Source organism: Campylobacter concisus (genome assembly GCF_002913945.1).
GTDB classification, from domain to species: Bacteria; Campylobacterota; Campylobacteria; order Campylobacterales; family Campylobacteraceae; genus Campylobacter_A; species Campylobacter_A concisus_P.
In genome coordinates this window covers 50,444-77,189 of the sequence record NZ_POZK01000038.1, presented here as the reverse complement: position 1 = coordinate 77,189, position 26,746 = coordinate 50,444, and the positions used below count along the sequence as shown (strand labels likewise).

Here is a 26,746-nt window from a genome sequence, read left to right as displayed (position 1 = left end):
TATTTCCAAGTTACTTATACTTTAAATTAAATTCAACCTAATGTTTAGTTTGCTTGGCTATAAAATTTATTCCAAAAATTCGTTGCTTTTGTTTGGCATAAAATCTTTTTAAAGTATTTATTATGAATTTTTAACATCTAAATTACTCTGAATAAATTTGCTTAAAAACGCTACTTTCATGGTAATTTTATCTTATTTAAAATATGAAAATTTATCTAAAAATTAGCTAACTTCTAGGAGATCATAGATTTAAGACCCTAGCCACCTTTAGAGCGCTTGCAAATGCAAAATGTAAGTTATATCCGCCAAGCATGCCAGTGATGTCCAAGACCTCACCAATGAAATAAAGCCCCTTAACGTTAGAGTCTTGTAAATTTTCATCTAAAAATTTACTCTTTACGCCACCTTTTGTGACTTCCGCTCTTTCAAAGCCAAATGTCCCAGCTGGAGCAAATTCATAAGCAAAAAGCCTTTTTATGATTTGTCTCTCTTTATCGCTAAATTCATAAAAAGCTCTATCTTTTAGGCCAAAATTTTTTAAAAACTCTAGCACAAATCTCTTTGGTAAGGGTAAAACCGAGCTAAGCTGCTTTTTACCATTTATTAAATTTTTCTCACTAAATCTAGGCAAAAAATTTATGCAGATTCGTCCTTTTTGCCAAAACAAAGATGCGTTTAGTATCGCTGGGCCGCTTATGCCTCTGTGTGTAAAAAGCACATTGTCACTAAATTTATGATTGTCGTTTTTGTCGTTCATCTCAACATCAGCATTTAGACTAACTCCGCTAAGCTCTTTAAACCAAAACTCTTCTTTTTGCACGCTAAATCCAACAAGTGCAGGTGCAAGAGCTGAGATTTCAATGCCAAAATCATTTGCTATTTTATAGCCAATGTCACTTGCGCCAAGGGCTTTATAGCTTAGTCCGCCACTTGCGATGACTAAATTTCTGGCTCTGAATTTCTCATCTTTTGTCAAAATTTCAAAAATTTCATCTACTTTTTTAGCGCTAAGAACTTCTTTGTTATAAAAAATATCTGCATTTTGCCTTTTTAAAAGTACGCTCAAGACACTCTTTGCGCCACTATCGCAGAAAAACTGATTTTGCTTTTGCTCACTAAATTTAAGCTCGCTAAAAAATTTTAAAACTTGATCTGGGGTCAGTACTTTTAAAATTTGCTCTATAAATTTTTGCTCGCCAAGGTAGTTTTTGGCGCTTACAAAGCGGTTTGTGATGTTGCACCTGCCGCCACCACTTGCTAGGATCTTTTTGCCAGCGCTGCTATTTTTCTCTAAAATTGCAACTTTTTTACTCTTTAAATTTGCTCCTAAAAATAGTCCGCTAGCACCGGCACCAATGATGATGACGTCGTAGATCAAAACTTCAAGCTCTCTTTTAAAGCCGCCTCGCTTGTTAGGCGAGAGTCAAATTTTATCACTTGATTTTTCTCGTATTTGTAATAATCCACCACGCCTTTTTGGCTATTTAGTAACTCTAAATTTAAGCTTACTTCAGGGCTTAGATAGATATTTTTAAAAATTCTTGGATCGCTTAGGCTAAATAGCAAAATAAGCCAGATCACGCAAAGCACCACGCAGATAATGGCGAGTATTTTAAAGCCAAAGGCGTGCAAGATATACCCACCAAATGCACCTCCAATAAAGCTTCCTAGATAGCCAAATGAATTAAATACACCAAGAGCTGAGCCTTTTTGTGAGGATTTTACAAATTTTGTCGCAGTTGATTGCATGATGGGTTCGTGAAGATTAAATCCTATAAAAAATATAGCAACTCCCAAAACAAAAATAAAAAGCGTAAAGCTAATGGCAAAAATAGTGTAGGTTAGGGCAAAAAGCAGCGTGCCAGCTATCAAGATGACCTTGCTAAGTCCCTTGCCATCGCCAAGGGCGCCAGCTAGCCCCATAGCTAAAAAGCCAAGCACGGCGCCAAGCGTATAGACCTTGTAAAGCTCGCTACTTTCGTAACCATACTCTTTTACTAAAACGATAGGGATCACCAAAAATGCGATGCTTGCTAGCATCTTTTGCATAAAAGAGGTGAAATTTATGATCATGTAGTCTTTTTGTAAAAACAGCTTACCAAATGGTACTTTTTCACTTTTAGCGCTCACTTTTATCTCTTTTGGCACAACGGTATAAAGAAGTACAATGCAAAGCAGGCTAAGAGCGGCGCTTAGATAAAAGAGGCTTGAAAGTCCGTAGTCTTTGGCAAGAAATGGCCCAAGTACCATAGAAAGTGTGAAACTAAGCCCTATAAAAGCACCCATTATCGCCATGGCTTTTGAGCGTTTTTCTTCTGTTATATAGTCACTTATCATCGCAGTTGCAACTGCTCCGATAGCACCTACACCTTGTAAAAATCTACCAAATAGCATGGTAAAAATATCGCTTGTAAGTGCACAAATTATTGAGCCGATGATAAAAACCAAAAGTCCGATCGTTAATGTTTTTTTGCGTCCTATCCTATCCGAGAGCGCTCCAAAAGGCACTTGAAATATCATCTGTGAGATCGCATAGACGCCTACTATTAGCCCTACTAAAAACTCGTTTGCTCCGCGTAAATTTAAGGCATAAAGGCTAAGCACTGGCAAAACTATAAAAAGACCTAAAAATCTGCTTGCTATGATAAAAGATAATGGTAAAACGCTTTTTAACATAAAATTTTCCTTATTTTTAAAAGGACTAAGTTTATCATTTTAACGCTAATTTAAATTTAAAAATTTAATCTACTTTTTTGTAAAATACACCCAAAAATCAAGGAGCTCTTGCAATGAAGATTGTGCTTGCGACATCAAATTTAGACAAAGTAAAAGAAATAAAAGAGTTTTTAAAAGGCTATGAAATTTACGCTCTAAGCGAGATTGTAAAGCCATTTGAGATCGTTGAAGATGGCAGCACTTTTCAGCAAAATGCGCTCATAAAGTCAAGAGCTGTCTTTGCAAAGCTTAAAGAGCAGGGGCTTGATAATGAGTTTATCGCTCTTAGCGATGATAGCGGCATCAGCGTGGATGCACTTGGTGGCGAGCCGGGGATCTACTCAGCTCGCTATTTTGACCTTGATGAAAATGGCAAAGTATGTGGCAAAAACGCAAATGATGCAAACAATAGAGCAAAGCTAATTGGCAAGCTAAAGGTTCTAAATTTAAAGAGCTCACCAGCTCACTACACCGCCTGTATCGCCATTAGCTCAAAATTTGGAGATTACACAACTCATGGCTTTATGTATGGCAAAGCGATAGATGAGGAGCGTGGTACAAATGGCTTTGGCTACGACGCGCTCTTTATCCCAGATGGCTTTACTAAAACGCTTGGCGAGCTAGATAATGAGACGAAGCTTAAAATTTCTCACCGTTCAAAGGGACTTGAGCTTGCAAATTTCGTGCTAAAAAGTCTAAAGAAAAACTTTAGTTAAGCTCTTTTAGTCCTTTGTTGGCTCGCTCTAAAAGATCCAGTGCGCGAGGATTTTGCTCTTTTCCATTTAAAATTTCAAGCACTTTTTTGTAGTTTTGGGTAGCTTCGTCCTTTTGATTAAGCTTTGCTAGGTCGTTAGCAAGCTCTACTAAAAGCTCTGATCGCACAAGCTCGTTGCCGCTTAACTCCGGCGTGATATCAAGTAAATTTAGCGCTAAAAGGTGGTTTTCGTGGGCTTTGTCAAAGTCGTTTTTTAGGTAGTAGGCGCTAGCGATGCCTTTTATACAGATGAGTTCGTCGTTCATTGGGGCATTTGGCGCGTTGTCATAAATTTTTAGAGCTTCTTGAAAATTAGCAAGTGCTTCGTCGTATCTGCCTAGCGCCTTTTGTGCCGCACCTAGGCTATGATAAGAGCGAGCTAGTAGCAGCTTGTCGCTAACGTTTGCCGCAAGCTCTAGGGCTCTTTGTGAGAGCTCTAACGCCTTTTGTGGCTCTTTATTTACCATGCAAATGCTAGCGCTATTTATGAGCGAAGTGATCGCCTGCTCGGTATTGCCCTCTTTTAAGCAGACATCAGTCGCTTGCTCGGCTAAATTTATGGCTCTCTCCAAATTTCTATCGCTTTTATAAAACTCCCTCACACTCTCTTGTATTAGCTCGTCACAGCTACTTGCAAAGAGGCAAATAGGCGCTAAAAATGGCAAAATTTTCTTCATGTTTTTACCTTTAAAATTTCGCGCTATTGTAACGATTGAAAGCAAATTTTATCCCGTATTGCCTCATAAATCAGTATTATTTCTTGGCAAATAAACTTGTGACATTATTTTTATGTCTTCTTCTTCTGGATTCTCGATTTGAGTATCAATTATCTGCCTCATTAGCGCCACGCAAAATTTCATACCCATCTCTTCTGTGATTATATCTTTTAGATAAATATTTGTTATTTCATTATATTCACTGGGAAATTTAACAGAAAAATAAGTCATTTTCTTCTTTTTTGTCTCCCATATTCTATATTTGACCTCTGATTTATCATCAATTTTATATTCTTTTGCCTTGGTGAGAAATTTATTTATTTGCCCAGCCTTATCCCAAGTGGCAAGACTTTTGTTTATATAGACTTCATCCCATGTGTCAAAAATAGGAAAGTGCAATAAGAGGTTTCTAATAAAACTAAATAGATCATCGGCAATCACTCCTTCAAAAAAAGGTCGTCCTCCTCTTTTCATCCACTTTAAATATTCTTTAATTGGTTCATAATTAGAAATCTCTTTAAATACCGAAAATGCTTCTCTGAGCCTATAAAATCTAAAGCATGGTTCTTGAGTTTTGAAATTTTCACTAGAAATTTCATCATATAAAAAATAAAATCTATTATAAAAAAGACTTAAGGCTTCTATCTCTTTTTCATTCGGTCTTTGCTTGCCATTTTCAATAATTGTTGCCTCTTTTTGCGTTTTCTTGCCAGGCGCTAATCCACCAAGTTTTTTAACTCGGTTGCGGTAGCTTTTTAGATTTAAATATGCTGATTATACCCAAAACAAGTCAACTTGATAATACATCGTTGATATGCTTTAGGATAAATTTAGGCGCTCAAATTTTAGTGAAAAAATTAAACCTAAAAAATTTAAGCTTATTTCTTAATACAACCTATCTCAAACTAAAAAATAGAATCTGAGAGAAAAATTATCGTGCGTTGTCAGGAGGTAAATTTAATTTTGTGCCGCCGTCAATCGACATGCCACTATCTGTGTTAGCGCTATCTGTTTTTTGTCTTTCTTGTTAGACTTTGTGCCGGCCATAGCCAACTTTATAATTAATTGCACCCCGTCTCTTAAAATTAATATTAACTTTGCTAAAATCACTAAAATTTAAAGGAGCTTAGATGTCAAATATCTTAATCATAGGCGCGGGCGGCGTGAGCCAAGTCGCGACCGTAAAATGCGCGATGAACGCGGACGTTTTTAGCAAGATCACTCTTGCAAGCCGCACAAAAAGCAAATGCGACGCGATCGCCAAATTTATCAAAGACCGCCTAGGCGTGCAAATTGACACCGCCCAGATCGACGCGGACGACACCGATGCCGTAGTCGCGCTCATCAAAAATACGGGTGCCGATTTACTTTTAAATGTCGCGCTGCCTTATCAAGACCTAACCCTCATGGACGCGTGCTCTCGCGCCGGCATCCCATACATCGACACTGCAAACTACGAGCACCCCGATACCGCTAAATTTGAATACAAATTGCAGTGGGCAAAAGACGAGGATTTTAAAAAGGCGGGCACCATGGCGCTTCTTGGCTCTGGCTTTGATCCGGGCGTGACGAACGTATTTTGCGCCTATGCGCAGCAAAATCTCTTTGACGAGATCCATGAGATAGACATCCTAGACTGCAATGCGGGCGATCACGGATATGCGTTTGCGACGAATTTCAACCCAGAAATCAACCTGCGCGAAGTTAGTGCAAGGGGTCGCTACTGGGAGCGCGGCGAGTGGAAAGAGACCGAGCCGATGGAGATAATGTTCAAATGGGACTATCCGAAAGTCGGCGTCAAGGACAGCTACCTGCTCTATCACGAAGAGCTTGAAAGCCTTGTTAAAAACATCAAGGGGCTAAAGCGAATCCGCTTTTTCATGACCTTCGGACAGAGCTACCTAACTCACATGAAGTGTCTAGAAAACGTGGGGATGCTGCGCATAGACGAGGTCGAGCATAACGGCGTGAAAATCGTGCCGATACAGTTTCTAAAGACCTTGTTGCCTGATCCTGCAAGCCTCGGCCCTCGCACGAAGGGTAAAACCAACATCGGCTGCGTGATCCGCGGCCTAAAAGATGGCAAAGAGCGCCAGGTCTATATCTACAACGTCTGCGACCACGAGGCTTGCTTCGCCGAGACGGGCGCGCAAGCGGTGAGCTATACGACGGGCGTACCTGCGATGATCGGCTCAATGATGGTTGCAAAAGGCATCTGGAGTGGAAAAGGCGTCTTTAACATGGAAAATTTCGACGCCAAGCCTTTCATGGACGAGCTAAATAAACAGGGATTGCCGTGGGAGATAATCGAAATGAAACCCGGCGAGAGGTATGAAGTAAAGTAAGAAATATTCTAACAAGATGGTAAAATTCTTTACCATCTTTTATTTTCTATTAAATATGCAGTCTTCAAGCTCTTTATAAACCAAAGTGTCTGGTAAAATAAAATTTGATAAATTTTCTTTGAAGATTTCAATATTAATAGGCGTCGTTATGCCACAACACTTTTTAATTTCTCCACCCTTATCCTTCACATTGTTATTTACTACATCTGTTACTACAGCATCATACCTACTCTCATCAAATTGGCACCCCTTTTTGTCGCAATAAGCCTTTAAAATCTCTTTATCAAATAAATAATTTTCTATTTCCCATCTTTTCATAACTCTAAAGCTATTTTCTTGACCATCAAGGTATTCTTGCCTATCAAATTCACTCACATTGCCGCCTGAAGCTATATCCCTATCTTTAAATACCCAAATTTCCAAGTCCTTAAATACTTTTCCAAGTATGGCTATCGCTATTCTACTTCTATAGTCTAGCTCAGTATTTCCACCACTTGATACAAATAAAGTATCTGGATATTTTTTATTGAAAATATTATTTAATACCTTTGCATCCAATCCTTTTTCATAGCTATCTTTTAATTCTGCTCTCCCTTCGCAATAAATTATTCTTTTAGGTGCAATTAAGCCTGTTAAATCGTCTAAGGCAGTTTCAAAAATTTCTTTCCATTCATTATAGTTTTTATCAATGGGTTTTAGTTCTATTTTATCGGATAGATTAATGTTTTTATGAAATTTAATGATTTGACTATCGCCTATAAAGTCCGTTTGTAAGGCCCTTAAAAAACCTATACTGTGCGTTGTTATCCAAATTTGACCTTCATCATCTATTAGATTATTTATCTCTTTCATAAGATTTCTTTGTATACATGTATTTATATGAAGCTCCGGCTCGTCTATTAAATAAATAGAGCCTTTATATTTTTCTTTTCTCAAAAATAAATCTAAAAGTATATCAACTACTTCTTTTTCGCCAGAAGATAAACTATTGAAAGAAAATTTTACATCAGAATCAGGCTTTTTGAAAAATAAAGTGCCATTGCCACCTTCAACTTCTCCCATACTAACTATTTCTAAATCTAAACAGTTTTTAATTGAATTATTTAGTTGGTCTATAACATGTTTTCTAGCTTCAGACGGTTTTAAATCATTGTCATCTCTATATGAATTAAAATATGCAAGCAGTCCCCTATAGTTTTCTTCTATTTTTTCATCAATGCTAACGGAATAGCTAGCACCATATCTATTTTCCTCTATTGGGCTGACTGCTCTAATTTCTTTAATATTTAAATCATTGTTATATCTATATGGGCTTCTAAACGAAAATAGACTATTTAGACTATTTTTATATTTTTCTATATTACGCAGTTCATCCTTTCTATAAACAATACCACCTACAACAAAATCTATATCAATTAGTTCATAGAAATTTTTATTATTTGATCTAAAAAAATAATTCTTAACACTACCGGATGGGTCTGTTCCTATACGTGCACCAAAAGATGGGCCTAATGCAATAAAAGCGTCCAATACACTACTTTTACCACAACCATTTGGGCCGACAATAGCAACGATTTTCTTTGGGCTATCTCCTAAATCAATAGTTAAATCCTTAAAACGTTTAAATTCTTGTATACGCACTTTAGATACCTTCATTGTTAAACCTTATTATTTTTAATTACACTTCTCAAATTTCTGCTTTAAATTTTAAAAACTTCGTGCTTGGATAGCTCGTATTTGTCGTATATCACGGCATTATCATCGCCGGTAGGCTGCATGAGGTCGTATGCTAGCCCACCTTTTTTAAATTTTATATTAAAAACACTAATTCTGCGCTTGGCGTCTATCTCGGGGATGTCGATTTCATCGATATCTTTAAAATAAAATTTCGCATTCTTGCCACCTTTTTTGTATGAAAAATCCGTCATCTTCGATTTTTTGGCATCACAGAATAAGAAATGAGGATAAAGAGGTAATTTCGGCGCAAGCTAACTTACTGGCACCGAAATTGAAAGTTATTTTATCACTGCTTCAAATCCAACATCTACATCTGGATAGCTCTTTCCACCGTGAAATGGTTTAGCAGCAGCGGCAAATTTATCAAAGCTCTCATTTAACTTCAAATCATCTACAAGATCAACTGAAAATTTTGCTACTAGCTTGCCATTTTGCACTTCATATTTTGTTTTAAAAATTTTTGAATTGCCATTTATGCTAAGCTCAACATCCATTTCTCCAGCCTTATCGTCGCCATTTACTGCTATGATCTTACCATCTACTGCCTTGCCATCGAAAATAATGCCAATCCTTTTATCGCGGTCAGGCAGCTTTGTGTCAATATCTTTTGGCTCTAGCTTAAATTCAAAGCTCTTTAAAAAATCAGCAAAATTTGCATTCTCTTGACTTTTAAAATTTATCGTTTTAAAAGTACCTGGTACGGCTGTTTTATTTGCTAGCTTGTAACCAGTAAATGTTACCTTTGGTTCACCTTCTACGCTAAATGCAAGAGCTGTAACTGTAAAAAATGAAGCTGCTAAAGCAACAGAAGTAAGTTTATTCATAAAGAATCCTTTTTATAATATTGATAATAAATATCGCAAATTATATATCCACTTACTTCAAAAAAGACTTAAAAACTCTTTTTAATTAATGAATAAATTTTTAATATCTTCTTACTCTGGATCATCGCTAAAATCGTTATCCCTAAAGATTGCATAAAAATTTATGAGCCAAAAAACAAAAGCGATTGCTATGAGTGTTGCTGGTAAATGAATGTAAAATCCACTCCAAAAATAAGCCAAAATTCCTCTGCTAACACCAGCTAAAAGAACTAAAATAAAAGCAAGCTTACTAAGGCGTAAAAACTCAAGCTCTTGTCCGCTGTGACGAAGTCCTGCGACATTAAATATAAGCATTACGCTAAAAATTACTGCATTTATCGCTATTAGATGCATAAAATTTGTTTCAAGATGGAGCTCAAAAATACCGCTAAAGCCGATGCCTAAAAAACCAACCGCTAAAAATAGTTGCATAAAATAGTATAAAAGCACAAAACTATGTTTAAAAAGCTCTTTATAGTGCCACTCTTTAAGCTTTGCAAGTACCGCACTTCCGCAAGCTATCGCAGCATAATAGACACCCATGCTTGCTTCAAAAAATATATTTAAAAGCAAAAATGTACAAGTCATGCAAATAGCGATATTTTTATAGATAAAATTTGGTACAAAAATAGCCTCATCCATATCTTTTTCTCGCTTTAGTGCTTCTTTGCCAAGCACAACGCTAACACGATATGAAATAAGTAAGATGGCGATGATATGAAGATAAATTTGCAAATTTAAAAATTTTTCGTTGCCACTTATTAGATAGTAGATTTCAAAACCTAAAATACCAAATAAAAATCCAAGCACGCCAAATTGATCAAGATTTTTATCTCGCCAGATCATATAAAGGCAAAGCATCACTAGATATGCCCAAAAAAGCGTAATAAAAAAATGTGCTAAAAATAAGCTAAAAAGTGCAGCTATAAAGCTAGTTGCAAAGAGTGAAAATAAAATGTAAGCGTGGACTTTTAGTGAGGAACTGAAATTTGTCCAGTCGGTTAGCCCAGTGAGTAAAAATCCAGCATAGGCAAGTGCTAAAAAAAGATGTAAAAATATAAATTTATGCAAACTCACAAAATCAGTTGGTGTAAAAAATATAGCAGCTCCCAGCACAGCACAGGCAGCACTGGTAAGAAAAAATATCCTCATAGGATATGTAAAAAAGTTGTTAATCATAATAAATTTGCCCTTTAAAATTTTCATCTATTGTTTTGCTAATAAATTCAAAATCACGGTTTTTAAAAGCCTCATCTAAAATAAGCTCTTTTTGTATAACTGCACCTTTACTTGATAAGAAATAAATTCTATTTGACATCTTCACAGCTTCCATTCTATCGTGTGTAACGAGAACCACGCTCATACCTTCACTTACTCTTTGGCCAATAATCTCAATCAAAATTTCTTTCATATCATAATCAAGCCCAGAAAAAGGCTCATCCATCAAAAGTAGATCAGGCTTTGTTACAACCGCTCTTACGAAAGCGACCCTTTGTCTCATGCCACCGCTTAGCTCACTTGGGTATTTTAAAGTGTCCTTTTGACTTAGTCCAACCTTTTTAAAAAGCTCTAAAACAGCGTTAACATCTGGTTTATCCATAACTAAAAGCACATTTTCAAGAGCATTTTTCCATGTAAGTAGGCGATTTTCTTGGAAAAAATATGTAGTCTTTTTAAAATTATTAAAAATTTTTCCTTTTCTAGGCTCATTTAGTCCGCTAATAAGCCGAAGTATCGTCGTCTTACCACATCCTGATGGTCCAAAAAGCGTCACCACCTCGCCACCTTTTACATTTAGACTAAAATTCCTTACGACCTTATCTCTTAAAATTTCATACTCTACATTTTTAAGCTCAAGCATCATCTTCTCCAAGGCATCAAAGCTATTTTTAATGGCTCGATGATGAGATATTCAAAAAGCATGATAAGAGTGATGCTTAAAAGAACATACGCCATTACCTCGGTTGTTTCAAGCATCGCTCTTGCATTTGCTATCTTTGCTCCCATGCCGTTATTTGCGCCAAGTAGCTCAGCCATTATGACTATCTTTACGCCCATTGCGACAGCTACGCTAATAGAGCTTATTATGTAGCTTGTAAGATGCGGGATGTAAAGGTGTCTTATCTTTTTTAAAATTCCTAGATTATAAGCGTCAAACATCTCTTTTAGCTCCTCATCTACGCTACTCATAGCAACTGCTGAGCTTGCAAAAGTAAGCGGTAAAACGGTTATAAAGATAGTAAAAACGGTGCTAAAATTTCCAAATCCAAACCAAAAAATAGCAAGTACTATCCAAATAATTGGTGGCATTGACAAAAGCAAGGTAATAACAGGCTTTAAAAAGGCTGCAAAACTTTTAAAACTACCTGCTATTAGCCCTAAAAATATACCAAAAAATGTTGCCGAGCAAACTCCGATCAGTGATCTGCAAAGCGTTATATTTATCTCGCTGTTTTTATAATCTTTTAAAATTTCACAGGCTTTTAAAAATACATCTTTTGGTGGCGGAAGCAAGAGTGGGGAGCTAAACTCGCTTCCCACTTGCCAAATAGCTAAGATCAAAAAAACTACGGCAAATCCGCTAAATCCGCCCCAAAAATAGTCAATTATTTTTAAAAAGCTTGAGCGATCTTTTTTGATGCCATCAATTAGTATCATAAAAATAGACCTTTATCTGGCATCTTGCCGCCTAGAAATTTTGGATTAAACTGATAAATTTCTTCAAAAAATGCCATGATCTCATTTTGTAGTTCATTTGCTTTTGTTACTGTTAGATTTGCCTTGTCAAAAGCATTTGCGAGTGCTACTTCTGGAGCTGGCAAGTAGCTTGAGCCTATCTTTGCTGCACTTTGTTTGTTTTCAAGAATCCAAGAAAGAGCATTTTTAAGATCGCTATGAAGCGTGTCAAATAGACTTAAGTTTTTCTCGTAAAAGCCTCTTTCTACGATAATGCCAGCCATTGGGATTATCGGTTTTGTACCAAAGCTCTCGCCCCAAATTTTTGGAAAATCAACTGAGTAATGCACGCTAACGCCTGCTTTTTTACCGCGCAAAATAGTCGCTTCGCCAAGAGGTTGTGGGACTATTAAAATGTCAAAATCTTTTTGTAAAAATAAAAGCAGAGCCTCAGGCGGCGTTGCTGTATAGGTAATGTCTATTTTGCTAACATCTATGCCTAGCTTCTTGCAAAGTGCCCTTAGGACAAGATCAGGCATATCACCTCGAAATGGCATTACTAGCTTTTTGCCTACAAAATCCTCTAAATTTTTGATCTTTTCATCCTTAACCATAGCGTTCATAACGCCAAGGGTTAGTAAATTTAACATAGTAAAATCAAGCCCTTGATTTCTTAAATTTGCAGCGACATTTGATGGTGACATCGTAACCTTAATGTCTCCGCTAGCCACGCCTGCACGAAGCTGATCTGGTGTTTTCCAGATATTTAGGCTTACATCATAAGTTTTATTTAACTCGCCTTGCAGCGCAGCAACTGCCATGATAACGCTTGGGATCGCTGGTGCGCCCCACATAGTAAAGCTCTCTTTTGCAAATAAATTTGGTGCAAATGCGCTAACGCCTAAAGCTGTGCTAAGTCCTAAAAATTTTCTTCTATCTAACATCTTTTTCTCCTTTAAAAACTGCTGTGAAAGCTAATAAAAAATGTTCTGCCAGAGGCATGAACGACTACTGGATCAAGTGCTGCTACGTGATCACCACTGATAAATTCTGCATAATCTTTATCAAATAAATTTGCTACGCCAAATCTTATGCCGACTTTGTTTTTAAACTCTACGCCGCCATAAAGATCAAGTAAGCCAAAACCTTTTGCGGCCTCTTTTTTGTCGATACCTAGACCATTTTGCTTGCTAAAATCGCCTCTAGTTTGCTTTGAAACTAGCCTTAGTGCAGTACCTAGGTTGTAGCTACCAAAGCTTGCATAGTCTTTGTAGTCAAATGCAAAATTTGCCTCAAAAGGCCTTATCTGATAAAGCGGCCTGCCATCAGTTTTGTTTTGTCCGTAGTTGTAGTAAAGTGAGCTTTTTAAGCCAAAGTGCCTTGCAAAGCTATATTCTGTATTGAAATTTACACTATAAAGCGTTGCATCAACGTTTCTTGAGATGACTGCGTTTTTGTTTATTAGAGGCATGGCAGCTTTTGAGTGGCGTCTATCAAAAATGATCAAATTTTTAACGCTATCAGCGATGAAATGTCCTCCAAAGCTAAATGCATCTTTGTTTTGAAGCGAGTTTAGGTATTCTTTGTAAAACTCGCTGCCAAATTTAAAGCCAAGAACTGCTCTATTGTGCCTTTCTGGCTCTAAATTTGGATTTGCTATCCAGCCTTTATCGCCTGCACCATAAAGTGCATTAAAACGCTCCATATTACTTGGCAAGCGAGATAAGCTCTCAAGTTTTGCAAAATAGCTATCCTTATCATTTGGTGTGAATTTATATTTCAAACTTGCACTAAAAGCGTCTTTTTTGATCTTATCGCTTACGTCTTCACCGTAAATTTGGCGAACTAATTTACGAGTGGTATTAGGTGCGATCGGATTTTGCACAAAAAATTTAGTGTCGATGCCATTTAATTTACTTCTTTGCTCTTCGTATTTTAGAGCTAGCGAGGCCTCGTTAGCTTCATTAAATTTATAAGCAAGTGTGTCAAAAAGCATAAATTTATCATTTCTAACATCAGCAAATCTGTATCCGTTAAAGACCCAGTTGTTGCCTTGCTTCATGTATCTTTTGCCGTCATGTTTATCTTTTTCAAAGCCAGTGCCTATTTGATTGTGAAAGCTTGCAAAGTCAGCGTCATACTTTAAATTTGCTTCAAATATATTCCTTTTTAAATCCACTTTCACATTTGGAGTAGCATCCCTTAGATGAAAGTTGTCAGCTTTTCGCTCAACCTTTTTTACAGCAAGCTCAAGATTTAGTGTGTTTGATAGATCTTCTTCGCCCAAGCGAATATTTAGCTTGCCGACTTTTCTTGTCGTTTTAAAAGCGTCCATCTCGTGCTCCGGCTGCTTATCTTTATCAATATTATCCCTTAAAAACGTAAGCCTAAGCTCGCTAAGATCATTTGGCACGAAACCTAAGATAGCGCTTTGGCCTTGCCTATTGTAACCATAGTCCCATCTTTTGCCACTTCCATCTTTATAATTATTTGCTTTGGTGAAATTTGCATTTAAAATGGTATAAAAATTTGCGCCGCGATATTTAAAAAGCGATGAGTTGTAAAAGCTTTTGCCATACATTCCAGCTGAGATATGAAACATATCCGCTGAGTTGTCAAGCAAATTTGTAACAAATGGATATTCGCTTCTTTGAGTGCGGTCAAATTGATTTTCCACAAAGGCACTTTGCGCAATGTTTGGCGTGATGACTGGTGGCGGTGCAAATTCTCTAATAGGCTTTATAATGTCTAAATTTGCTTCATTTGCTAAAAGCAGCGATGAAAAAACTGCCAGGCTTAAAATGGGCCTCATAAAAACTCCTTTTAAAATATAATTATGATTTTTTTTATCATAATTCTAATACTAAATTTATTTATAAGAGTTGATATAAATCATTATTTTAAAAATTAAAATTTTAATTTTTAGAAACCATATAAAATGGAGGAATATTAAATTATTTACTTTTTACAGGGCTGCCAAAAAATATAAAGTTTTAAGTAGTAAAATAGGGTATGAACAAGCTATGCTTTAAATTTACTAAGTCTATCTCTTAGCTCTTTTGAGATGGTAAATTTTGAAAGTTCGTATTTATCAAAAATAATGATCATGTCATCACCAATAGGCTGAGCAAGACCAAAGCAAGCATCTCTATCAAGACGATTTTTTCTAAATTTTACGCTTAAAGTTTCCACTTTTTTCTTATCGCCAAAGCTCCTAATGGCTATCTCATCAATATCTTTAAAGTAAAATTTGATGCTTTTTGATCCTTTTGTGATGATAAATCCATCATCATTAATACGCAAAAAGTTGTTTTGTAAAATTTTTCTAATACAAAAAAATGCCGAAAGAGCACCAACAATGATACCAAGAAGAGATGGTGTGCCAAGAGCTAAATAAAAGTAGCCAAAAATGCTAAATATAAATAGTCCAACGCCAAACGCCAATGTTAAAAATAGATCTTTTTTACTCTCTTTTGTTATCACCATATCTCCTTATTAAGCTAAAATTCCAGCACCATTTATCGCCTGGCTACGCTCTTTTGCATAAATTCTCTCGCCATTTATCACGTCGTATTTCCAGATCGGTGCATTTGCCTTAAAGTCCTCGACAAATTCGTTTATGAGTCTTAGCGCGACCTTTCTTTGAGGGCTCACAATGCCTGCTACATAAGAGCTCGCATGCACCGCCACGTCGCCTTTTGAGTGAGCAAAGAGCACGTAGGCATTTTCTTTTTTGGCTCGCTCTTCCCAAGCATCTAGCCATTTTTTAAGTATTGGCTCATAGATATCAAAGCTAAGTGCTGAAATGCCACCTTCTTCTCTTACGATTCCAACAAAAGTGATGAGTGCACCGCAGTTTTTATCCTTAAATGCATCATACCACTCGTTTGTGATGCTTTGAACATCCAAGCATCCGTTATAAATTTGCATCTTAACCCCCACAAACTGGCGGCAAGATAGAAATTTTATCGCCTTCTTTTAGAGCAAAATTTATATCGCTTACGATCTCGTCATTTACGGCAACCGCACAGATATTTAGCCATTTTTTAAGCTCTTCTTTCTGGCTTAAAGCCGCTTTTACCTCGCCTAAATTTTTAGCCTCTACCTTTAAATTCTCTACTCCGATAGGCCCAAGAAATTCGATCTCTACCACATTTTATCCTTTAAATTTTTGGTGATTTTACTTAAAAATAAATTTAGATATACTTATTTGAAAATTTACAAAAGAGAAAGAAAATGAACGAAATTTTAAAGAAAATAAAAACCCCAGCCTACGTCTGCGAAGAGGCAAAAGTACGTAAAAATTTGGAGCTTTTAAAATATGTCAAAAAACAAAGCGGAGCCAAAATTTTAGTAGCACTTAAGGGCTTTGCATTTAGCGGAGTGATGGATATGGTGGGCTCTTATCTTGATGGTGCGACTTGCAGTGGGCTTCATGAGGCTAAATTTGCAAACGAATACGTAAAAGGCGAGATTCATACTTATAGTCCAGCCTTTAAGGAGGAGGATTTTGATGAAATTTTAAAAATTTCAAAGCACATTATATTTAACTCTTTTGCGCAGTGGCAAAAATTCAAGGGTATTGCCCTGCAAAACGGCATAATCTGCGGCCTTCGCGTAAATCCAGAGGTCTCGCTAGCCCCAACTGACAGCTACAATCCATGCGGTAAATTTAGCAGACTTGGCATTACAAGGGCAAATTTTAAGCCTGAGCTTCTTGATGGCATCACGGGGCTTCATTTTCACGCGCTTTGCGAGGAGAGTGCGAGTAGCTTGCAGACCGTGCTAGAGGCGTTTGAGGAGAAATTTGGCGAGTTTATCCCAAAGATGAAATGGATAAATATGGGCGGAGGACATCACATCACGAGGGCTGATTACGACGTGGAGCTGCTTATAAAGATAGTTAGGCGCTTCCGCGAGAAGTACGGCGTAGAGGTCTATCTGGAGCCTGGTGAGGCGGTTGGCTGGCAGACTGGCTTTTTGATAAGCAGCGTGCTTGACATCGTGCATAACGAAAAAGATATCGCTATCCTTGACACCTCGGCCGAGGCGCACATGCCTGATACCGTGCTCATGCCTTACCGTCCAGCCGTTAGAGGTGAGAGTAAAAATGGTAAATTTGCTTATAGATTTGGCGGTAATACCTGCCTGGCTGGCGATATAGTGGGGCTTGAAGCGGGCGATGCGGAGTATAAATTTGATAGTGAGCTAAAAATTGATGATCGCGTCATCTTTGAAGATCAAATTCACTACACTATCGTAAAAAATACGACATTTAACGGCATAAAACTGCCAGATCTACTGCTTTTAAAAGAAAATGGAGAGATAAAGATGATTAGAGAGCTAGACTACGAAGAGTATAGGCGTAGAAACTAATAGCTGGTGTTGCGGCTAGTTTCTGGCTGCTAAATACTAAAAGCTCATTTGTATTTATATCTATAAAATTTTTACAGATTAGTATCCATAAATTTTGGCAAATTTGTCTATCTTTGCACTCTTTTGCCAGTTGTATTCGGTTTCATTTGCGATATTTTGAGCTAATTCTTTACCAAAATGGTCACTTATGAAGCCAAGAGCCATATCAATGCCAGCAGCCACGCCTGAAGCGGTGTAGAATTTATCATCTTTTACCCACCTGGCGTGCGATTGCCATTTTACGGCATCACGGCACTGTTTTACCCATTCAAACGACTTTTTATTTGATGTGGCTTTTAGCCCATCGAGTACTCCAATGCGAGCTAGCAAAGCTGATCCAGTGCAGACACTAAGGCAAAAATTTGAAGCCAAAATACACTCTTTAAGATGTGATATAAACTCGTTGTCTTTTACTAAAATTCTTGTGCCCTGACCACCAGGTACCAGCAAAATACTATTGTTTGGTAAATTGACCAGCTTTTTTGTTTTTATTTCAAAGCCTTGCTTGCTTTTTATTGCTTTACCATTAAACGATACAAAATTTAGATTTATTCCAGGTACTCTTGCTAAAAACTCTACAGGACCCATGAGATCAAGTGTCTCGTAATCATCAAAAAGAAGACAAAATAGATTCATCGCTCTGCCTTTTGGATAGAAATTTCAAAAATACTTTGATATTTTAGTTTAAATTTTTAAGAAATAAAGGGGAAAATATAAATTTTGAAAGAATTTTTATCTAAAAAATTGAGATAACTGAAAATTGTTTTTAAAATTTAGATAATAAATTTTTAGGTATATTCTAGTAAAAAATTAACAAAACTTAAATATATTTTATTAAATTATTAGTAATTTTTTTTACTAAGGTTTACTTGTGATTAGCTCTGATATAATAGCGATCAAAACAGCATAACTATGTGATTTTAGCATATTTAACTAAAAGCTCAAATCATTAAGTTTTATGCAAATAAAGGAATAAAATGACGAGAATTCTTACTCTACTTTTTACATTGTATGTTGCGGCAATGGCCATTGAGGGATCAACTGGTGTCAATCAATTTGACAGCACCATTTGGGCAGCACAGAGGATAGAAAATATCAAGCCTTATGAGCATAGCTGGGGTCCGATATTTACTTTTATCCAAGGTAATGACTACTTTGCAATAGCAGCACTTTCTATCATTTTGGCTGTTATTGGAGCATTTGCATTACACTTTTTAATCATTGGACCAAAACATTTTAGTCATGATGGTAAAAAGGTATTTGCTTTTTCATTGATCATACGTATAGCTCATGGCTTGGCAGCGATCTCATGGATCATTTTAGTGCCAACTGGTATCATCATTATGTGGGGTGCAGAGCTTGGTGGTGGAACATTTGTGCGTTTCTGTAGATACTTGCACGATACAGCAACTGTGATCTTTGCTATTTCTGTGCTTCCTATGTTATTTACCTGGACAAAGAGAATGCTTCCAGCAATTTATGATATCAAATGGATGATGATAGTTGGTGGCTATTTATCAAAGAAAAAGAGACCTGTTCCAGCTGGTAAATTTAATGCTGGTCAAAAAGCATGGTACTGGATCGCTATCCCTGGTGGTATCGTTATGATAATTACTGGCGCGATTATGTATTTTACGGACTTCAAAGAGCCAGCGGTTGCTTCTTGGTTTGGTCTTACACAAATCGATCTTTTAAGATACAGTGTAATTATCCATAATTGCCTTGGCATCGCATGTGCAGTATTTTTCTTAGTTCATATTTATATGGCAGCTATTGCTATTCATGGTGCTATTTGGTCGATGATTACTGGATATAAAGAGGAAGAAGAAGTTTATGTTCTTCATCACTACTGGTATCAAGAGCTCGTTAGAGAAAATAAAATTCCAGTATCTGATTATGAAAAGTCTTATACAAATTTAAAATAATTAACTTTACTTTGACCTTGCTAGTAAGCGGGGTCAAAGCTCTCTTTTATCTCAAATTTATACATTAAAATTTTTAAAATAATTAATATTTTTTTGGCTATAATCCAAACTAGTTTCAAGGTTTGAAATACTAATTGCAAAAGGAAAAATCATGACAACAATTGATTGTAGAAATTTAGAGTGTCCAAAACCAGTCATAATGACAAAAAATGCACTTGATAGTTTAAGTGAAGGCGAAAGCTTAGAAATTTTAGTAAATGCACTAGCCCCAAAAGAAAATATTTCAAGATTTTTAAAAAATCAAAATATAAACTTTAGCCTCGAAAGCAATGGCAATGAGACTAAAATTTTAGCTACAAAAGGCAAAAATGCGCTTGAGCTTACAAATTTTGATGAGTTTGTCTGCGACATAACACCAAAAAATAATAAAGTACTCTATCTAAATGAAGAGCGTGCGGGAAGTGGCGAAGTAGGAATAAATTTACTATCAAAATTCTTAGGAGCATTTCTTCAAGTTGAGAAAAAGCCAAAGATAATAATCTGCGTAAATAACGCTGTAAAGATGACGACAAACCGCTCACACCCAAGTTTTAAGCCGCTTAAAGATCTTGAAGCTGCTGGTGTTAAAATTTTAAGCTGCGGAAGCTGTTTGGAGGCTTATAAGCTAGTAAGCGATCTTGCGATTGGCGAAATTTCAAATGCTTATGAGATCATCGACATACTCTCAACTCACGAGCAAATCAAATTATGATCTACCACGACAAAAAGCTTACGCAGTTTGTTAGAGCCGCTGGTTGAGCTGCTAAGCTTGACCCGTCGGGTCTAAACAAAACGATTAGTAGTTTAAATTTATCTCATCCAAATCTGCTCTCAAGCACCAATTCTAACGAGGATGCGAGTGTCTTTAAAATTTCAAGTGATCTTGCACTTGTTCAAACGCTTGACTTTATAACGCCTGTGGTAAATGATCCATTTATCTACGGTCAAATCGCTGCTGCAAATAGCCTAAGCGACGTCTTTGCAATGGGTGGCGAGGTGATAAATGCTCTAAACATCGTGGGCTTTGATAGCTGCAACTTGGCGCCTGAAATTTTAGGCGAAATTTTACAAGGTGGAGCCGATAAAGTAAAAGAGTGTGGCGGTATAATCGTTGGCGGGCATACGATTGAGACACAGCAGATGTATTATGGGCTTAGCGTCACTGGAAGGGTGCATCCTGATAAATTTTGGGCAAATAATACAGCCATAAATGGCAATGTTTTGATACTTACAAAGCCCCTTGGAAGCGGCATTTTAAGTACAGCAATAAAGGCTGATTTATTAAGCATCGAGCAAATAAAAGAGGCTGCAACTATTATGGCACAGCTAAATTTTTATGCATTAAAAGCACTTGATGGCATCAAAGTCTACGGCGCTACTGATGTGACTGGATTTGGCTTTTTGGGACATTTAAGCGAAATGCTAAATGAAAAGATCAGTTTTGAAATTTATGAAAAAAACGTGCCAATCATTGCAAGCGCAAAGGAATTTGCAGATATGGGTATTATTCCAGAAGGAAGCTATAAAAACCGCGAATTTGCAAAGCATTTTGTAGATAAAGAAGCTGACATTTTGCTATTTGATGCACAAACTTCAGGCGGACTTTTGCTTGCAGTTGGTGAAAAGGACGCGATACTTGCAGTAAAACGCTTAAAAGAAGTAGGCTATGAGCACTCAGCTATTGTTGGCTCCGCGGTATCAAAGAGCGAGTTTGGTATATTTTTAAAATAAATTTTTAAAAATAGCATGCTATCTCATTGCGTTAGTGAAATCTTTTAATTTACTTAGCCATTCTATAATTTCAAAAACTACAAAGGAGAGATAATGAATTATCTTGAAATTTTAAAATTTCGTCATGCTTGCAAGGTTTTTGACGAAAGCAAAAAAATCGGTGCTGGAGAGTTTGATTTTATACTAGAAGCTGGTAGATTAAGCCCTAGTTCAACTGGTCTTGAGCAGTGGGATATCTTAGTCGTTCAAAATAAAGAGCTTAGAGAAAAAATAAAAGCTCTTTCATGGAATCAAGCGCAAATCACATCTTGCTCACATTTAGTTGTCGTTTTAGCTAAGATCAAAGAGGTAAAATTTGGAAGCACCTACGTTAATAAAATAATCGCTAGAAATACCAACAAAGATCCTGAAGCCATTGCTGCAAGGCAAAAATTTTATCATGACTTTTTGCTTGCAAATTTTAAAAATGATGATGAGCTAACATTTCAGTGGTCGCATGAGCAATGCATGATAATTGCCACAAATATGATGAATGCAGCTGCAAGTTTGGGCATTGATAGTTGCCCGATAGAAGGCTTTGACAGACATGCTTTAAATGAACTTTTGGGACTTGATGAGAGCTTTCAAAGAGTGGCCATCATGGTGCCATTTGGCTACCGCCTAAATCCACAACCAAAAAAACTTCGCAGAGAAATTTCTGATATCGTTACTTGGATCTATTAAGATATTTGAGCCAAATTTTAAATAAATTTTTGGCTCGATTTTAAATAAATCAATAAATTCTAAATAAATACTTACCTTTATAAACCCAAATCAAGTAAAAATGGGATAAAATCAGAGCCAAAACCTAAACTAACGAGGTGTCTATCGTGCTTGAGAAACAAAAAACCAGCCTTCAAATAGTAAAAATGTTTTATACAAAGGCTATTTTACTTTTACTCTCATTTATATTTTTAGCATTATTTGTAGTTTGTGCCGGTACGAACGATATAAAGTATGATCTTAGCTCAACTAATTCAAATATAAAATCATCAATCTCAAATAGCTTTTTTATAATAAAAAACGATCTATTTTTAAAATCAAAAATGGTTGAAGCAGGTCTTAGCGATATGCTATTTGATAAAAATTCAACAAAAAACGATCTTTATATAGCTTTTTATGTTTTTGATAAAAATAGAAATTTACTCTATTCAAAGAGATTTTTAGGTGCTGATGACATAGCCGAAAAGGATCTATCTTGGCTTATTTTAAACGAGACAGATGCTGGAAAATTTACAGTATCGGATCGAGTTTATAAAAACAATCGTTTTAGAGACATTTATGCATCTTATGGACTAAAAAATGGAGGCAGCATTTTAGTTCAAATTGATATAAAATTTTTGCAAAACTACACTAATGTAGATTACGATGATAAAAGCAAAACTTATGCTTATCTGGTAGATAAATATGGAAATTTATCAAGAGATGAGTTTTATAAAAAATTTGATGAATCGATGTTTTTGCCTTATGTGAGTCTTGGCGACGAGTTTAAAGAGGATAAAATAATATTTTCTTTAAGCCATATGGGCTTTTATCTCATAAGCTATATGCCAGAGTATAAAATTTTTGTTATTACAGCTTCAACGAAGCATTTTCATATCTTTATGCAGTTTGTGTTATTTTGGCTATCGATCTTTTGTTTTATATCTTCTTTAATTTTGTGGGTTAGAGATGTAAAATTTATAAAAAATAGAATAATGCCAGCTTTAAAAGAGGTAAGAGATACTTTAGATGGCGATGAATACGAGATAAGACGAAGCTTTAATGTAACAGAATTTGAAGATATAAAAAATGGAATAAACAAGCTAAAGATAGAAACCAAAAAAGCAACTGATGGGCTAGAAGAATACAAAAGTAGATTTGGCTATATTTTTGAGCAAAGCTTTTTGAAAATAGTAGTTTATGATGCTTATAGCGGCGATATTATTGATGCTAGTAATGCATTTTTATCTTCCGTTGGCTACACAAAAGATGAGATTATAGAGCTAAATTTAAATGATTTAATAGATGGCGATTTTGCATTGTTTATGCAAATGAAACAAGACGCTCAAAATAGCGATATGAGCTTTAAAATCGAGCTAAAAACAAAAGATGGCGGCACTAAAGAGGGATTTTTACAAGAGTCACAGATCGAGCTAAGAGATTCTAGGCTAAATTTTATGCTTATACACGAGCTTGACGATGGAAAATTTACGAAAAAGGATAACGAAGCAATAAATGATTATTCGTTTTTATCGCCAAATGTAATAGCAGAAGCATTAAGCAGCGATCCATTTTCTATCGTAAGAAGTACGCAAAATATCGATAGTGTCTTTAAAGTCCCACAAGATAAGAAGCTTATAAATTTAAAAGATCTAATAAGCCCTGAAAGTTTAGATGAGTTTGCTGTAAATGTTTCTAATGAATCTAAAAAATTCTTTGAAAAAGGTAGCAAAAATAGCGAAATAAATCTCGTAGCCAATATGCAAACAAACGAAAATAACAAAACGCCATTTAAGATAAAAGTAAAATTTATAGATAATGGTGCTGATAAAGAGCGAAAGATCATCTACTTTTTTAATGACTTAAGCGATATAGCAAAGTTGCAAGAAAAATACGATGCTGAATTAAAATATTTTCAAAGCATACTTTGGGCAAGCCAAGCGCTTGTCTTTTCATGGGATAAAAAAAGCGACACCCTTTATATCCCAAATGCTATTGCCAAGTCGCTCGGATATGCATTAAATGGGGATATGAGTATAAATTTTGAACGTGCAAAAACTATATTTGTAGATGAATTTGTAAGCTTTAAGGACTTTTTTGATCTTATAAAAAAAGATGAAGTATATGATGGTGAAGTGCGTTTTTATAGGGCTGATAAAGAGATTATTTATGTTAGGATTAGAGCAAAAGCAATAGCCTTTTATGATGGTGAAGCAAGCGTTATAAAGGGCACAATGCAAGATCTTAGTGTGCAAAATAACTTTTTTTCTTATCAAGACCTTTTAGCAAAAATTTTCTCATACGCAAAAGAGCAAATTATTATGCTTGATGATGAGTTTAGGATCATAGATGCTAATGACGCTTTTTTCGATACGCTTGACATTTCTAGAGATAAAAATTTTATAGAGAAAATTTACTCAAAAGATATAATAAATTTTAAAAACGGACTAAAAGATATTAAAGATGAAATTTTAAATTCACTTAAAATAACTGGCTTTTGGCAAGGTCTTATTCATGATGTTCGAAGCAAAAATAGACTCGAAGTCATAAGTATAAGCAAGCTTTTAAACGCGTTTGGCGATCAAGAGGGATATATTTTGTTAGCTTCAAGCGCAAATGATGATTGCTATAATAAAGAATATCTCGAATTTATCGCGTATCACGATACGCTAACTGGACTACCAAATAGATTTTTGCTTTTTAATAAGCTAGAAAATCTACTAAAACAAGCGAAAAAAAGCTTAAAAATAGCAGCTTTTTATGTCGATTTTGATAACTTTAAATCGATAAATGACGGATACGGACATCAAGTAGGCGATAAAATCCTAATAGAAATTTCAAAAAAAATAGATGAAATTTTCCCAAAACAAGGAATATTTGCAAGAATAGGCGGAGACGAGTTTATAGGTGCTATGCCTTATGAAAATTTGGGAGAAATTTACGAAACTGCTGAGAACATCTTAAGAGTGGGCCAGAGTAAAATTTCTATTGATGATGATGAGAAAAAACTTAGTGTAAGTATTGGTATTAGCTTAAGTAGCGATGCACTTAGCGTTGATGATCTAATTGAAAGAGCTGATTGGGCCATGTATCAAGCAAAGCTTAATGGAAAAAATAAATATTATGTATTTAACTCGAAAAAAGATACGTACTTTAAAAATGAATATAGAGATGACTCAAAGATCATTGAAGCTATCGATGCTGGCGAGATGTTCTTGCTTTATCAGCCTGAGATTGATATAAAAAGTGGGGAAGTTAGCAGCTTTGAGGCATTTATTAGATGGAAAAATGGCGATAAGATATTAAGGCCATCAGACTTCTTGCCACTTGCAAAAGGCTCAAAAGCAGTTGTTGCTATCGCATTATTTACACTAAAAGATGCTTTAAAAGCTAGGGCTGTATGGCTAAAAGAGGGAATAAATGCAAAAGTTAGAGTAAATTTATGCATTAAAAAGCTAATGACTTCTGAGTTTTTTGAGAAATTTAAAAAGCTTTTAAAAGATGAGCAACTAGACGCTAATGGGCTAATCATAGATATCGTTGACTCCGCAAGTGGCGTAAATTTAGATGATGTTGTTAGATATATTGATGCTTATAAGGAGCTAGGCGTTAGCTTTTCGCTTGATGATTTTGCGTCTTATTCAGGCTCGGTAGAAGCTTTAGGTATGTTAAAAACAAATAGATTTAATATAGATAAAAGATTTTGCAAACAAATTTTTGATTCAGTAGAAGCGCTAAAGACCATACGTATGATAAAGTATGTATCAGATACATTTAATTTTGATGTCATGATAAAAAATTTAGAAGATAAAAGCATGCTTGAAATTTTTGTTGGATTTGGCTTTAGTAGATTTCAAGGACGACTTTTTGCGCCAGAGCTTAGCCTAGATGATGTGCTTAAATTTAAATTTGCTCTATCATCTCCGCTAAATGTAAGAAATTTTCAAGATGATGAGAACTACAATATGCTTTGTAAAATAGTAGGTGCAAAAGAGCTTATGATTCGTTTGATAAATTTGCTTAAATGCGATGAAAAAGTAAGTGAAAAATTAAAAAGTGAAATAGCAAATCAAGTAGATGATATCAGAATAATAAATGAAAAATTAGCTGAAATTTTAGATACGATCCTTGTAAAAATAGACAAAGAGAACGTAATAAATTTAGCTAATGAGGCAATTTTGTTATGCGATAATGATCTAAATTTGAGTGGAGCGAATAAATAATGAATGAAAATGCTTTAAATGTTTATGAGCATGAAATCCCAAATGGAAGCAAGCTATACTTTGCCAGTAGCGCAAAGCTAAAGAGGCAGATCGAGCAAAAAGCTAGTGAAATTTTAGAAAATGAAGGCTTTAGCGAGATCGTAACGCCATTTTTCTCATATCACCAGCATTTAAGTGTAGATGCTACAAATCTTTTGCGTTTTAGCGATAGTCTAAATCACGAAATAAGCCTAAGAGCTGATAGTACGGTAGATACTGTAAGGATCGTGCTTAGAAGGCTAAAAGCAAACGAATCAAAAAGATGGTTTTATATCCAGCCAGTCTTTCGCTATCCAAGCCAAGAAATTTATCAAATCGGAGCCGAACTAATCGGTGAAAATGATGTTTTAAAAAGCATAAATATCGTAGCAAAGCTTCTTAATGAGCTAAAAATGGATACATTTTTGCAAGTGAGCAATATACAAATTCCAAGAGTGATTTGTGAAATTTTAAGTATACCTATTGAAATTTTTGAAAATGGGCAAATGGAAAAAATTTTATCTCAAAATGTTCCATGGCTAAGCGCTCTTGCTCTTTTAAAGTCAGTTGATGAGTTGGATGAAGTGATTAAAATTTCTCCAAGCAAACTAAAAGAACCGCTTGAAAATTTGAGAAATTTAGCCAGCGCTTTAGAATATAAAAATTTAAGAATAGTTCCGCTATATTACTCAAAAATGAGATATTACGATAGTTTATTTTTTAGATTTTTAAGAAATAACAGCATAATAGCAAGTGGCGGCAGCTACGAAATAGACGGAAAAATAAATAGTGGTTTTGCTGTTTATACGGATGCATTGATAGAAGAAAAAATTAATTTAAGGAAGTAA

At 35.6% G+C, this 26,746-nt stretch carries 25 protein-coding genes; 9 read left to right on the top strand and 16 right to left on the bottom strand.

What is annotated here, in order from left to right:
• Positions 1-241 precede the first annotated feature (241 nt).
• Together CYP64_RS09295 and CYP64_RS09290 are read right to left on the bottom strand one after the other, a co-directional pair.
• Complete coding sequence (locus CYP64_RS09295) at positions 242-1,378, bottom strand: NAD(P)/FAD-dependent oxidoreductase (RefSeq protein WP_103649535.1); 1,137 nt, start codon at positions 1,376-1,378, stop codon at positions 242-244.
• A complete protein-coding gene (locus tag CYP64_RS09290; RefSeq protein ID WP_103649534.1) occupies positions 1,375-2,676 on the bottom strand; it encodes an MFS transporter in 1,302 nt (433 codons plus the stop codon). The genes CYP64_RS09295 and CYP64_RS09290 overlap by 4 nt, the downstream gene beginning before the upstream one ends.
• A gap of 113 nt (positions 2,677-2,789) precedes the next feature.
• On the opposite strand from CYP64_RS09290, the gene CYP64_RS09285 reads away from it, so the two are divergent.
• Positions 2,790-3,431, top strand: a complete 642-nt coding sequence (locus tag CYP64_RS09285; protein ID WP_103649533.1) for a non-canonical purine NTP pyrophosphatase — start codon at positions 2,790-2,792, stop codon at positions 3,429-3,431.
• Here CYP64_RS09285 and CYP64_RS09280 read toward each other — a convergent pair.
• Both CYP64_RS09280 and CYP64_RS09275 read right to left on the bottom strand, forming a co-directional pair.
• Positions 3,424-4,146 carry a tetratricopeptide repeat protein gene (locus CYP64_RS09280; protein ID WP_103649532.1) on the bottom strand — a complete coding sequence of 241 codons (723 nt, stop codon included), beginning with the start codon at positions 4,144-4,146 and terminating at the stop codon, positions 3,424-3,426. The two genes, CYP64_RS09285 and CYP64_RS09280, sit on opposite strands and share 8 nt — an antisense overlap.
• Before the next feature lie 63 nt (positions 4,147-4,209).
• Positions 4,210-4,659: a hypothetical protein gene (locus tag CYP64_RS09275; RefSeq protein WP_219336681.1), complete on the bottom strand. Its 450-nt coding sequence runs from the start codon at positions 4,657-4,659 to the stop codon at positions 4,210-4,212.
• 656 nt (positions 4,660-5,315) lie between these two features.
• On the opposite strand from CYP64_RS09275, the gene CYP64_RS09270 reads away from it, so the two are divergent.
• A complete protein-coding gene (locus CYP64_RS09270) occupies positions 5,316-6,530 on the top strand; it encodes a saccharopine dehydrogenase family protein (protein WP_103624606.1) in 1,215 nt (404 codons plus the stop codon).
• Positions 6,531-6,569: 39 nt separating this feature from the next.
• Here the strand turns inward: CYP64_RS09270 and CYP64_RS09265 are convergent, their stop codons facing one another.
• From CYP64_RS09265 to CYP64_RS09215, 11 genes are all read right to left on the bottom strand, one after another.
• The gene (locus CYP64_RS09265; protein ID WP_103649531.1) at positions 6,570-8,186 is read right to left on the bottom strand and encodes an AAA family ATPase; all 1,617 of its coding nucleotides are present in this window, start codon (positions 8,184-8,186) and stop codon (positions 6,570-6,572) included.
• 44 nt (positions 8,187-8,230) lie between these two features.
• A complete protein-coding gene (locus CYP64_RS09260) occupies positions 8,231-8,458 on the bottom strand; it encodes a hypothetical protein (RefSeq protein WP_258033000.1) in 228 nt (75 codons plus the stop codon).
• A gap of 87 nt (positions 8,459-8,545) precedes the next feature.
• On the bottom strand, positions 8,546-9,091 hold the full coding sequence (locus tag CYP64_RS09255; RefSeq protein ID WP_103649530.1) for a hypothetical protein: 546 nt from the start codon (positions 9,089-9,091) through the stop codon (positions 8,546-8,548).
• Between the two features lie 111 nt (positions 9,092-9,202).
• The gene (locus tag CYP64_RS09250; RefSeq protein WP_103649604.1) at positions 9,203-10,309 is read right to left on the bottom strand and encodes an NnrS family protein; all 1,107 of its coding nucleotides are present in this window, start codon (positions 10,307-10,309) and stop codon (positions 9,203-9,205) included.
• Positions 10,302-10,991: an ABC transporter ATP-binding protein gene (locus tag CYP64_RS09245; protein ID WP_103649529.1), complete on the bottom strand. Its 690-nt coding sequence runs from the start codon at positions 10,989-10,991 to the stop codon at positions 10,302-10,304. The genes CYP64_RS09250 and CYP64_RS09245 overlap by 8 nt, the downstream gene beginning before the upstream one ends.
• Positions 10,991-11,788, bottom strand: coding sequence for an ABC transporter permease (locus CYP64_RS09240; RefSeq protein ID WP_054196111.1), 798 nt, complete (start codon positions 11,786-11,788; stop codon positions 10,991-10,993). The genes CYP64_RS09245 and CYP64_RS09240 overlap by 1 nt, the downstream gene beginning before the upstream one ends.
• The gene (locus CYP64_RS09235; protein WP_103649528.1) at positions 11,785-12,750 is read right to left on the bottom strand and encodes an ABC transporter substrate-binding protein; all 966 of its coding nucleotides are present in this window, start codon (positions 12,748-12,750) and stop codon (positions 11,785-11,787) included. Before CYP64_RS09235 ends, CYP64_RS09240 begins: the two co-directional genes overlap by 4 nt.
• Before the next feature lie 11 nt (positions 12,751-12,761).
• Positions 12,762-14,618, bottom strand: coding sequence for a TonB-dependent receptor domain-containing protein (locus CYP64_RS09230; protein WP_103649527.1), 1,857 nt, complete (start codon positions 14,616-14,618; stop codon positions 12,762-12,764).
• 209 nt (positions 14,619-14,827) lie between these two features.
• A complete protein-coding gene (locus CYP64_RS09225) occupies positions 14,828-15,289 on the bottom strand; it encodes a molybdate transport repressor (RefSeq protein ID WP_103649526.1) in 462 nt (153 codons plus the stop codon).
• A gap of 12 nt (positions 15,290-15,301) precedes the next feature.
• A complete protein-coding gene (locus CYP64_RS09220; protein ID WP_103649603.1) occupies positions 15,302-15,736 on the bottom strand; it encodes a molybdopterin synthase catalytic subunit in 435 nt (144 codons plus the stop codon).
• 1 nt (position 15,737) lies between these two features.
• Positions 15,738-15,959, bottom strand: a complete 222-nt coding sequence (locus CYP64_RS09215) for a MoaD/ThiS family protein (RefSeq protein WP_103649525.1) — start codon at positions 15,957-15,959, stop codon at positions 15,738-15,740.
• An 83-nt stretch (positions 15,960-16,042) separates the two neighbouring features.
• Here CYP64_RS09215 and nspC point away from each other — a divergent pair, with 83 nt between their 5' ends.
• Positions 16,043-17,182, top strand: a complete 1,140-nt coding sequence (gene nspC / locus CYP64_RS09210; protein WP_103649524.1) for a carboxynorspermidine decarboxylase — start codon at positions 16,043-16,045, stop codon at positions 17,180-17,182.
• A 78-nt stretch (positions 17,183-17,260) separates the two neighbouring features.
• Here nspC and CYP64_RS09205 read toward each other — a convergent pair whose 3' ends face one another.
• On the bottom strand, positions 17,261-17,857 hold the full coding sequence (locus CYP64_RS09205) for a DJ-1/PfpI family protein (protein ID WP_103649523.1): 597 nt from the start codon (positions 17,855-17,857) through the stop codon (positions 17,261-17,263).
• 341 nt (positions 17,858-18,198) lie between these two features.
• On the opposite strand from CYP64_RS09205, the gene CYP64_RS09200 reads away from it, so the two are divergent.
• The 6 genes from CYP64_RS09200 to CYP64_RS09175 all read left to right on the top strand — a co-directional run bounded on the left by CYP64_RS09200 (position 18,199) and on the right by CYP64_RS09175 (position 26,746).
• Entirely contained in the window at positions 18,199-19,146 is a 948-nt protein-coding gene (locus CYP64_RS09200) for a formate dehydrogenase subunit gamma (protein ID WP_103649522.1), read from the top strand.
• Between the two features lie 151 nt (positions 19,147-19,297).
• A complete protein-coding gene (gene yedF / locus CYP64_RS09195; protein ID WP_084041655.1) occupies positions 19,298-19,897 on the top strand; it encodes a sulfurtransferase-like selenium metabolism protein YedF in 600 nt (199 codons plus the stop codon).
• The gene (gene selD, locus CYP64_RS09190) at positions 19,894-20,916 is read left to right on the top strand and encodes a selenide, water dikinase SelD (protein ID WP_440130154.1); all 1,023 of its coding nucleotides are present in this window, start codon (positions 19,894-19,896) and stop codon (positions 20,914-20,916) included. Before yedF ends, selD begins: the two co-directional genes overlap by 4 nt.
• A 93-nt stretch (positions 20,917-21,009) precedes the next feature.
• A complete protein-coding gene (locus tag CYP64_RS09185) occupies positions 21,010-21,639 on the top strand; it encodes an NAD(P)H-dependent oxidoreductase (protein WP_103560518.1) in 630 nt (209 codons plus the stop codon).
• Between the two features lie 146 nt (positions 21,640-21,785).
• Positions 21,786-25,880, top strand: coding sequence for a diguanylate cyclase domain-containing protein (locus CYP64_RS09180; RefSeq protein WP_103649521.1), 4,095 nt, complete (start codon positions 21,786-21,788; stop codon positions 25,878-25,880).
• Entirely contained in the window at positions 25,880-26,746 is an 867-nt protein-coding gene (locus CYP64_RS09175) for an ATP phosphoribosyltransferase regulatory subunit (RefSeq protein ID WP_103649520.1), read from the top strand. Before CYP64_RS09180 ends, CYP64_RS09175 begins: the two co-directional genes overlap by 1 nt.

Excerpts from the sequence above, each read along its gene's own strand:
- CYP64_RS09285 (WP_103649533.1), top strand. The coding sequence starts at position 2,790 with ATGAAGATTGTGCTTGCGACATCAAATTTAGACAAAGTAAAAGAAATA.
- CYP64_RS09260 (WP_258033000.1), bottom strand. The coding sequence starts at position 8,458 with ATGACGGATTTTTCATACAAAAAAGGTGGCAAGAATGCGAAATTTTAT.
- CYP64_RS09175 (WP_103649520.1), top strand. The coding sequence starts at position 25,880 with ATGAATGAAAATGCTTTAAATGTTTATGAGCATGAAATCCCAAATGGA.
- CYP64_RS09235 (WP_103649528.1), bottom strand. The coding sequence starts at position 12,750 with ATGTTAGATAGAAGAAAATTTTTAGGACTTAGCACAGCTTTAGGCGTT.
- nspC (WP_103649524.1), top strand. The coding sequence starts at position 16,043 with ATGAACGAAATTTTAAAGAAAATAAAAACCCCAGCCTACGTCTGCGAA.
- CYP64_RS09255 (WP_103649530.1), bottom strand. The coding sequence starts at position 9,091 with ATGAATAAACTTACTTCTGTTGCTTTAGCAGCTTCATTTTTTACAGTT.
- CYP64_RS09270 (WP_103624606.1), top strand. The coding sequence starts at position 5,316 with ATGTCAAATATCTTAATCATAGGCGCGGGCGGCGTGAGCCAAGTCGCG.
- CYP64_RS09205 (WP_103649523.1), bottom strand. The coding sequence starts at position 17,857 with ATGAATCTATTTTGTCTTCTTTTTGATGATTACGAGACACTTGATCTC.
- CYP64_RS09240 (WP_054196111.1), bottom strand. The coding sequence starts at position 11,788 with ATGATACTAATTGATGGCATCAAAAAAGATCGCTCAAGCTTTTTAAAA.
- yedF (WP_084041655.1), top strand. The coding sequence starts at position 19,298 with ATGACAACAATTGATTGTAGAAATTTAGAGTGTCCAAAACCAGTCATA.
- CYP64_RS09220 (WP_103649603.1), bottom strand. The coding sequence starts at position 15,736 with ATGCAAATTTATAACGGATGCTTGGATGTTCAAAGCATCACAAACGAG.
- CYP64_RS09230 (WP_103649527.1), bottom strand. The coding sequence starts at position 14,618 with ATGAGGCCCATTTTAAGCCTGGCAGTTTTTTCATCGCTGCTTTTAGCA.
- CYP64_RS09280 (WP_103649532.1), bottom strand. The coding sequence starts at position 4,146 with ATGAAGAAAATTTTGCCATTTTTAGCGCCTATTTGCCTCTTTGCAAGT.
- CYP64_RS09200 (WP_103649522.1), top strand. The coding sequence starts at position 18,199 with ATGACGAGAATTCTTACTCTACTTTTTACATTGTATGTTGCGGCAATG.
- CYP64_RS09185 (WP_103560518.1), top strand. The coding sequence starts at position 21,010 with ATGAATTATCTTGAAATTTTAAAATTTCGTCATGCTTGCAAGGTTTTT.
- CYP64_RS09275 (WP_219336681.1), bottom strand. The coding sequence starts at position 4,659 with ATGAAAAGAGGAGGACGACCTTTTTTTGAAGGAGTGATTGCCGATGAT.
- CYP64_RS09265 (WP_103649531.1), bottom strand. The coding sequence starts at position 8,186 with ATGAAGGTATCTAAAGTGCGTATACAAGAATTTAAACGTTTTAAGGAT.
- CYP64_RS09290 (WP_103649534.1), bottom strand. The coding sequence starts at position 2,676 with ATGTTAAAAAGCGTTTTACCATTATCTTTTATCATAGCAAGCAGATTT.
- CYP64_RS09250 (WP_103649604.1), bottom strand. The coding sequence starts at position 10,309 with ATGATTAACAACTTTTTTACATATCCTATGAGGATATTTTTTCTTACC.
- CYP64_RS09245 (WP_103649529.1), bottom strand. The coding sequence starts at position 10,991 with ATGCTTGAGCTTAAAAATGTAGAGTATGAAATTTTAAGAGATAAGGTC.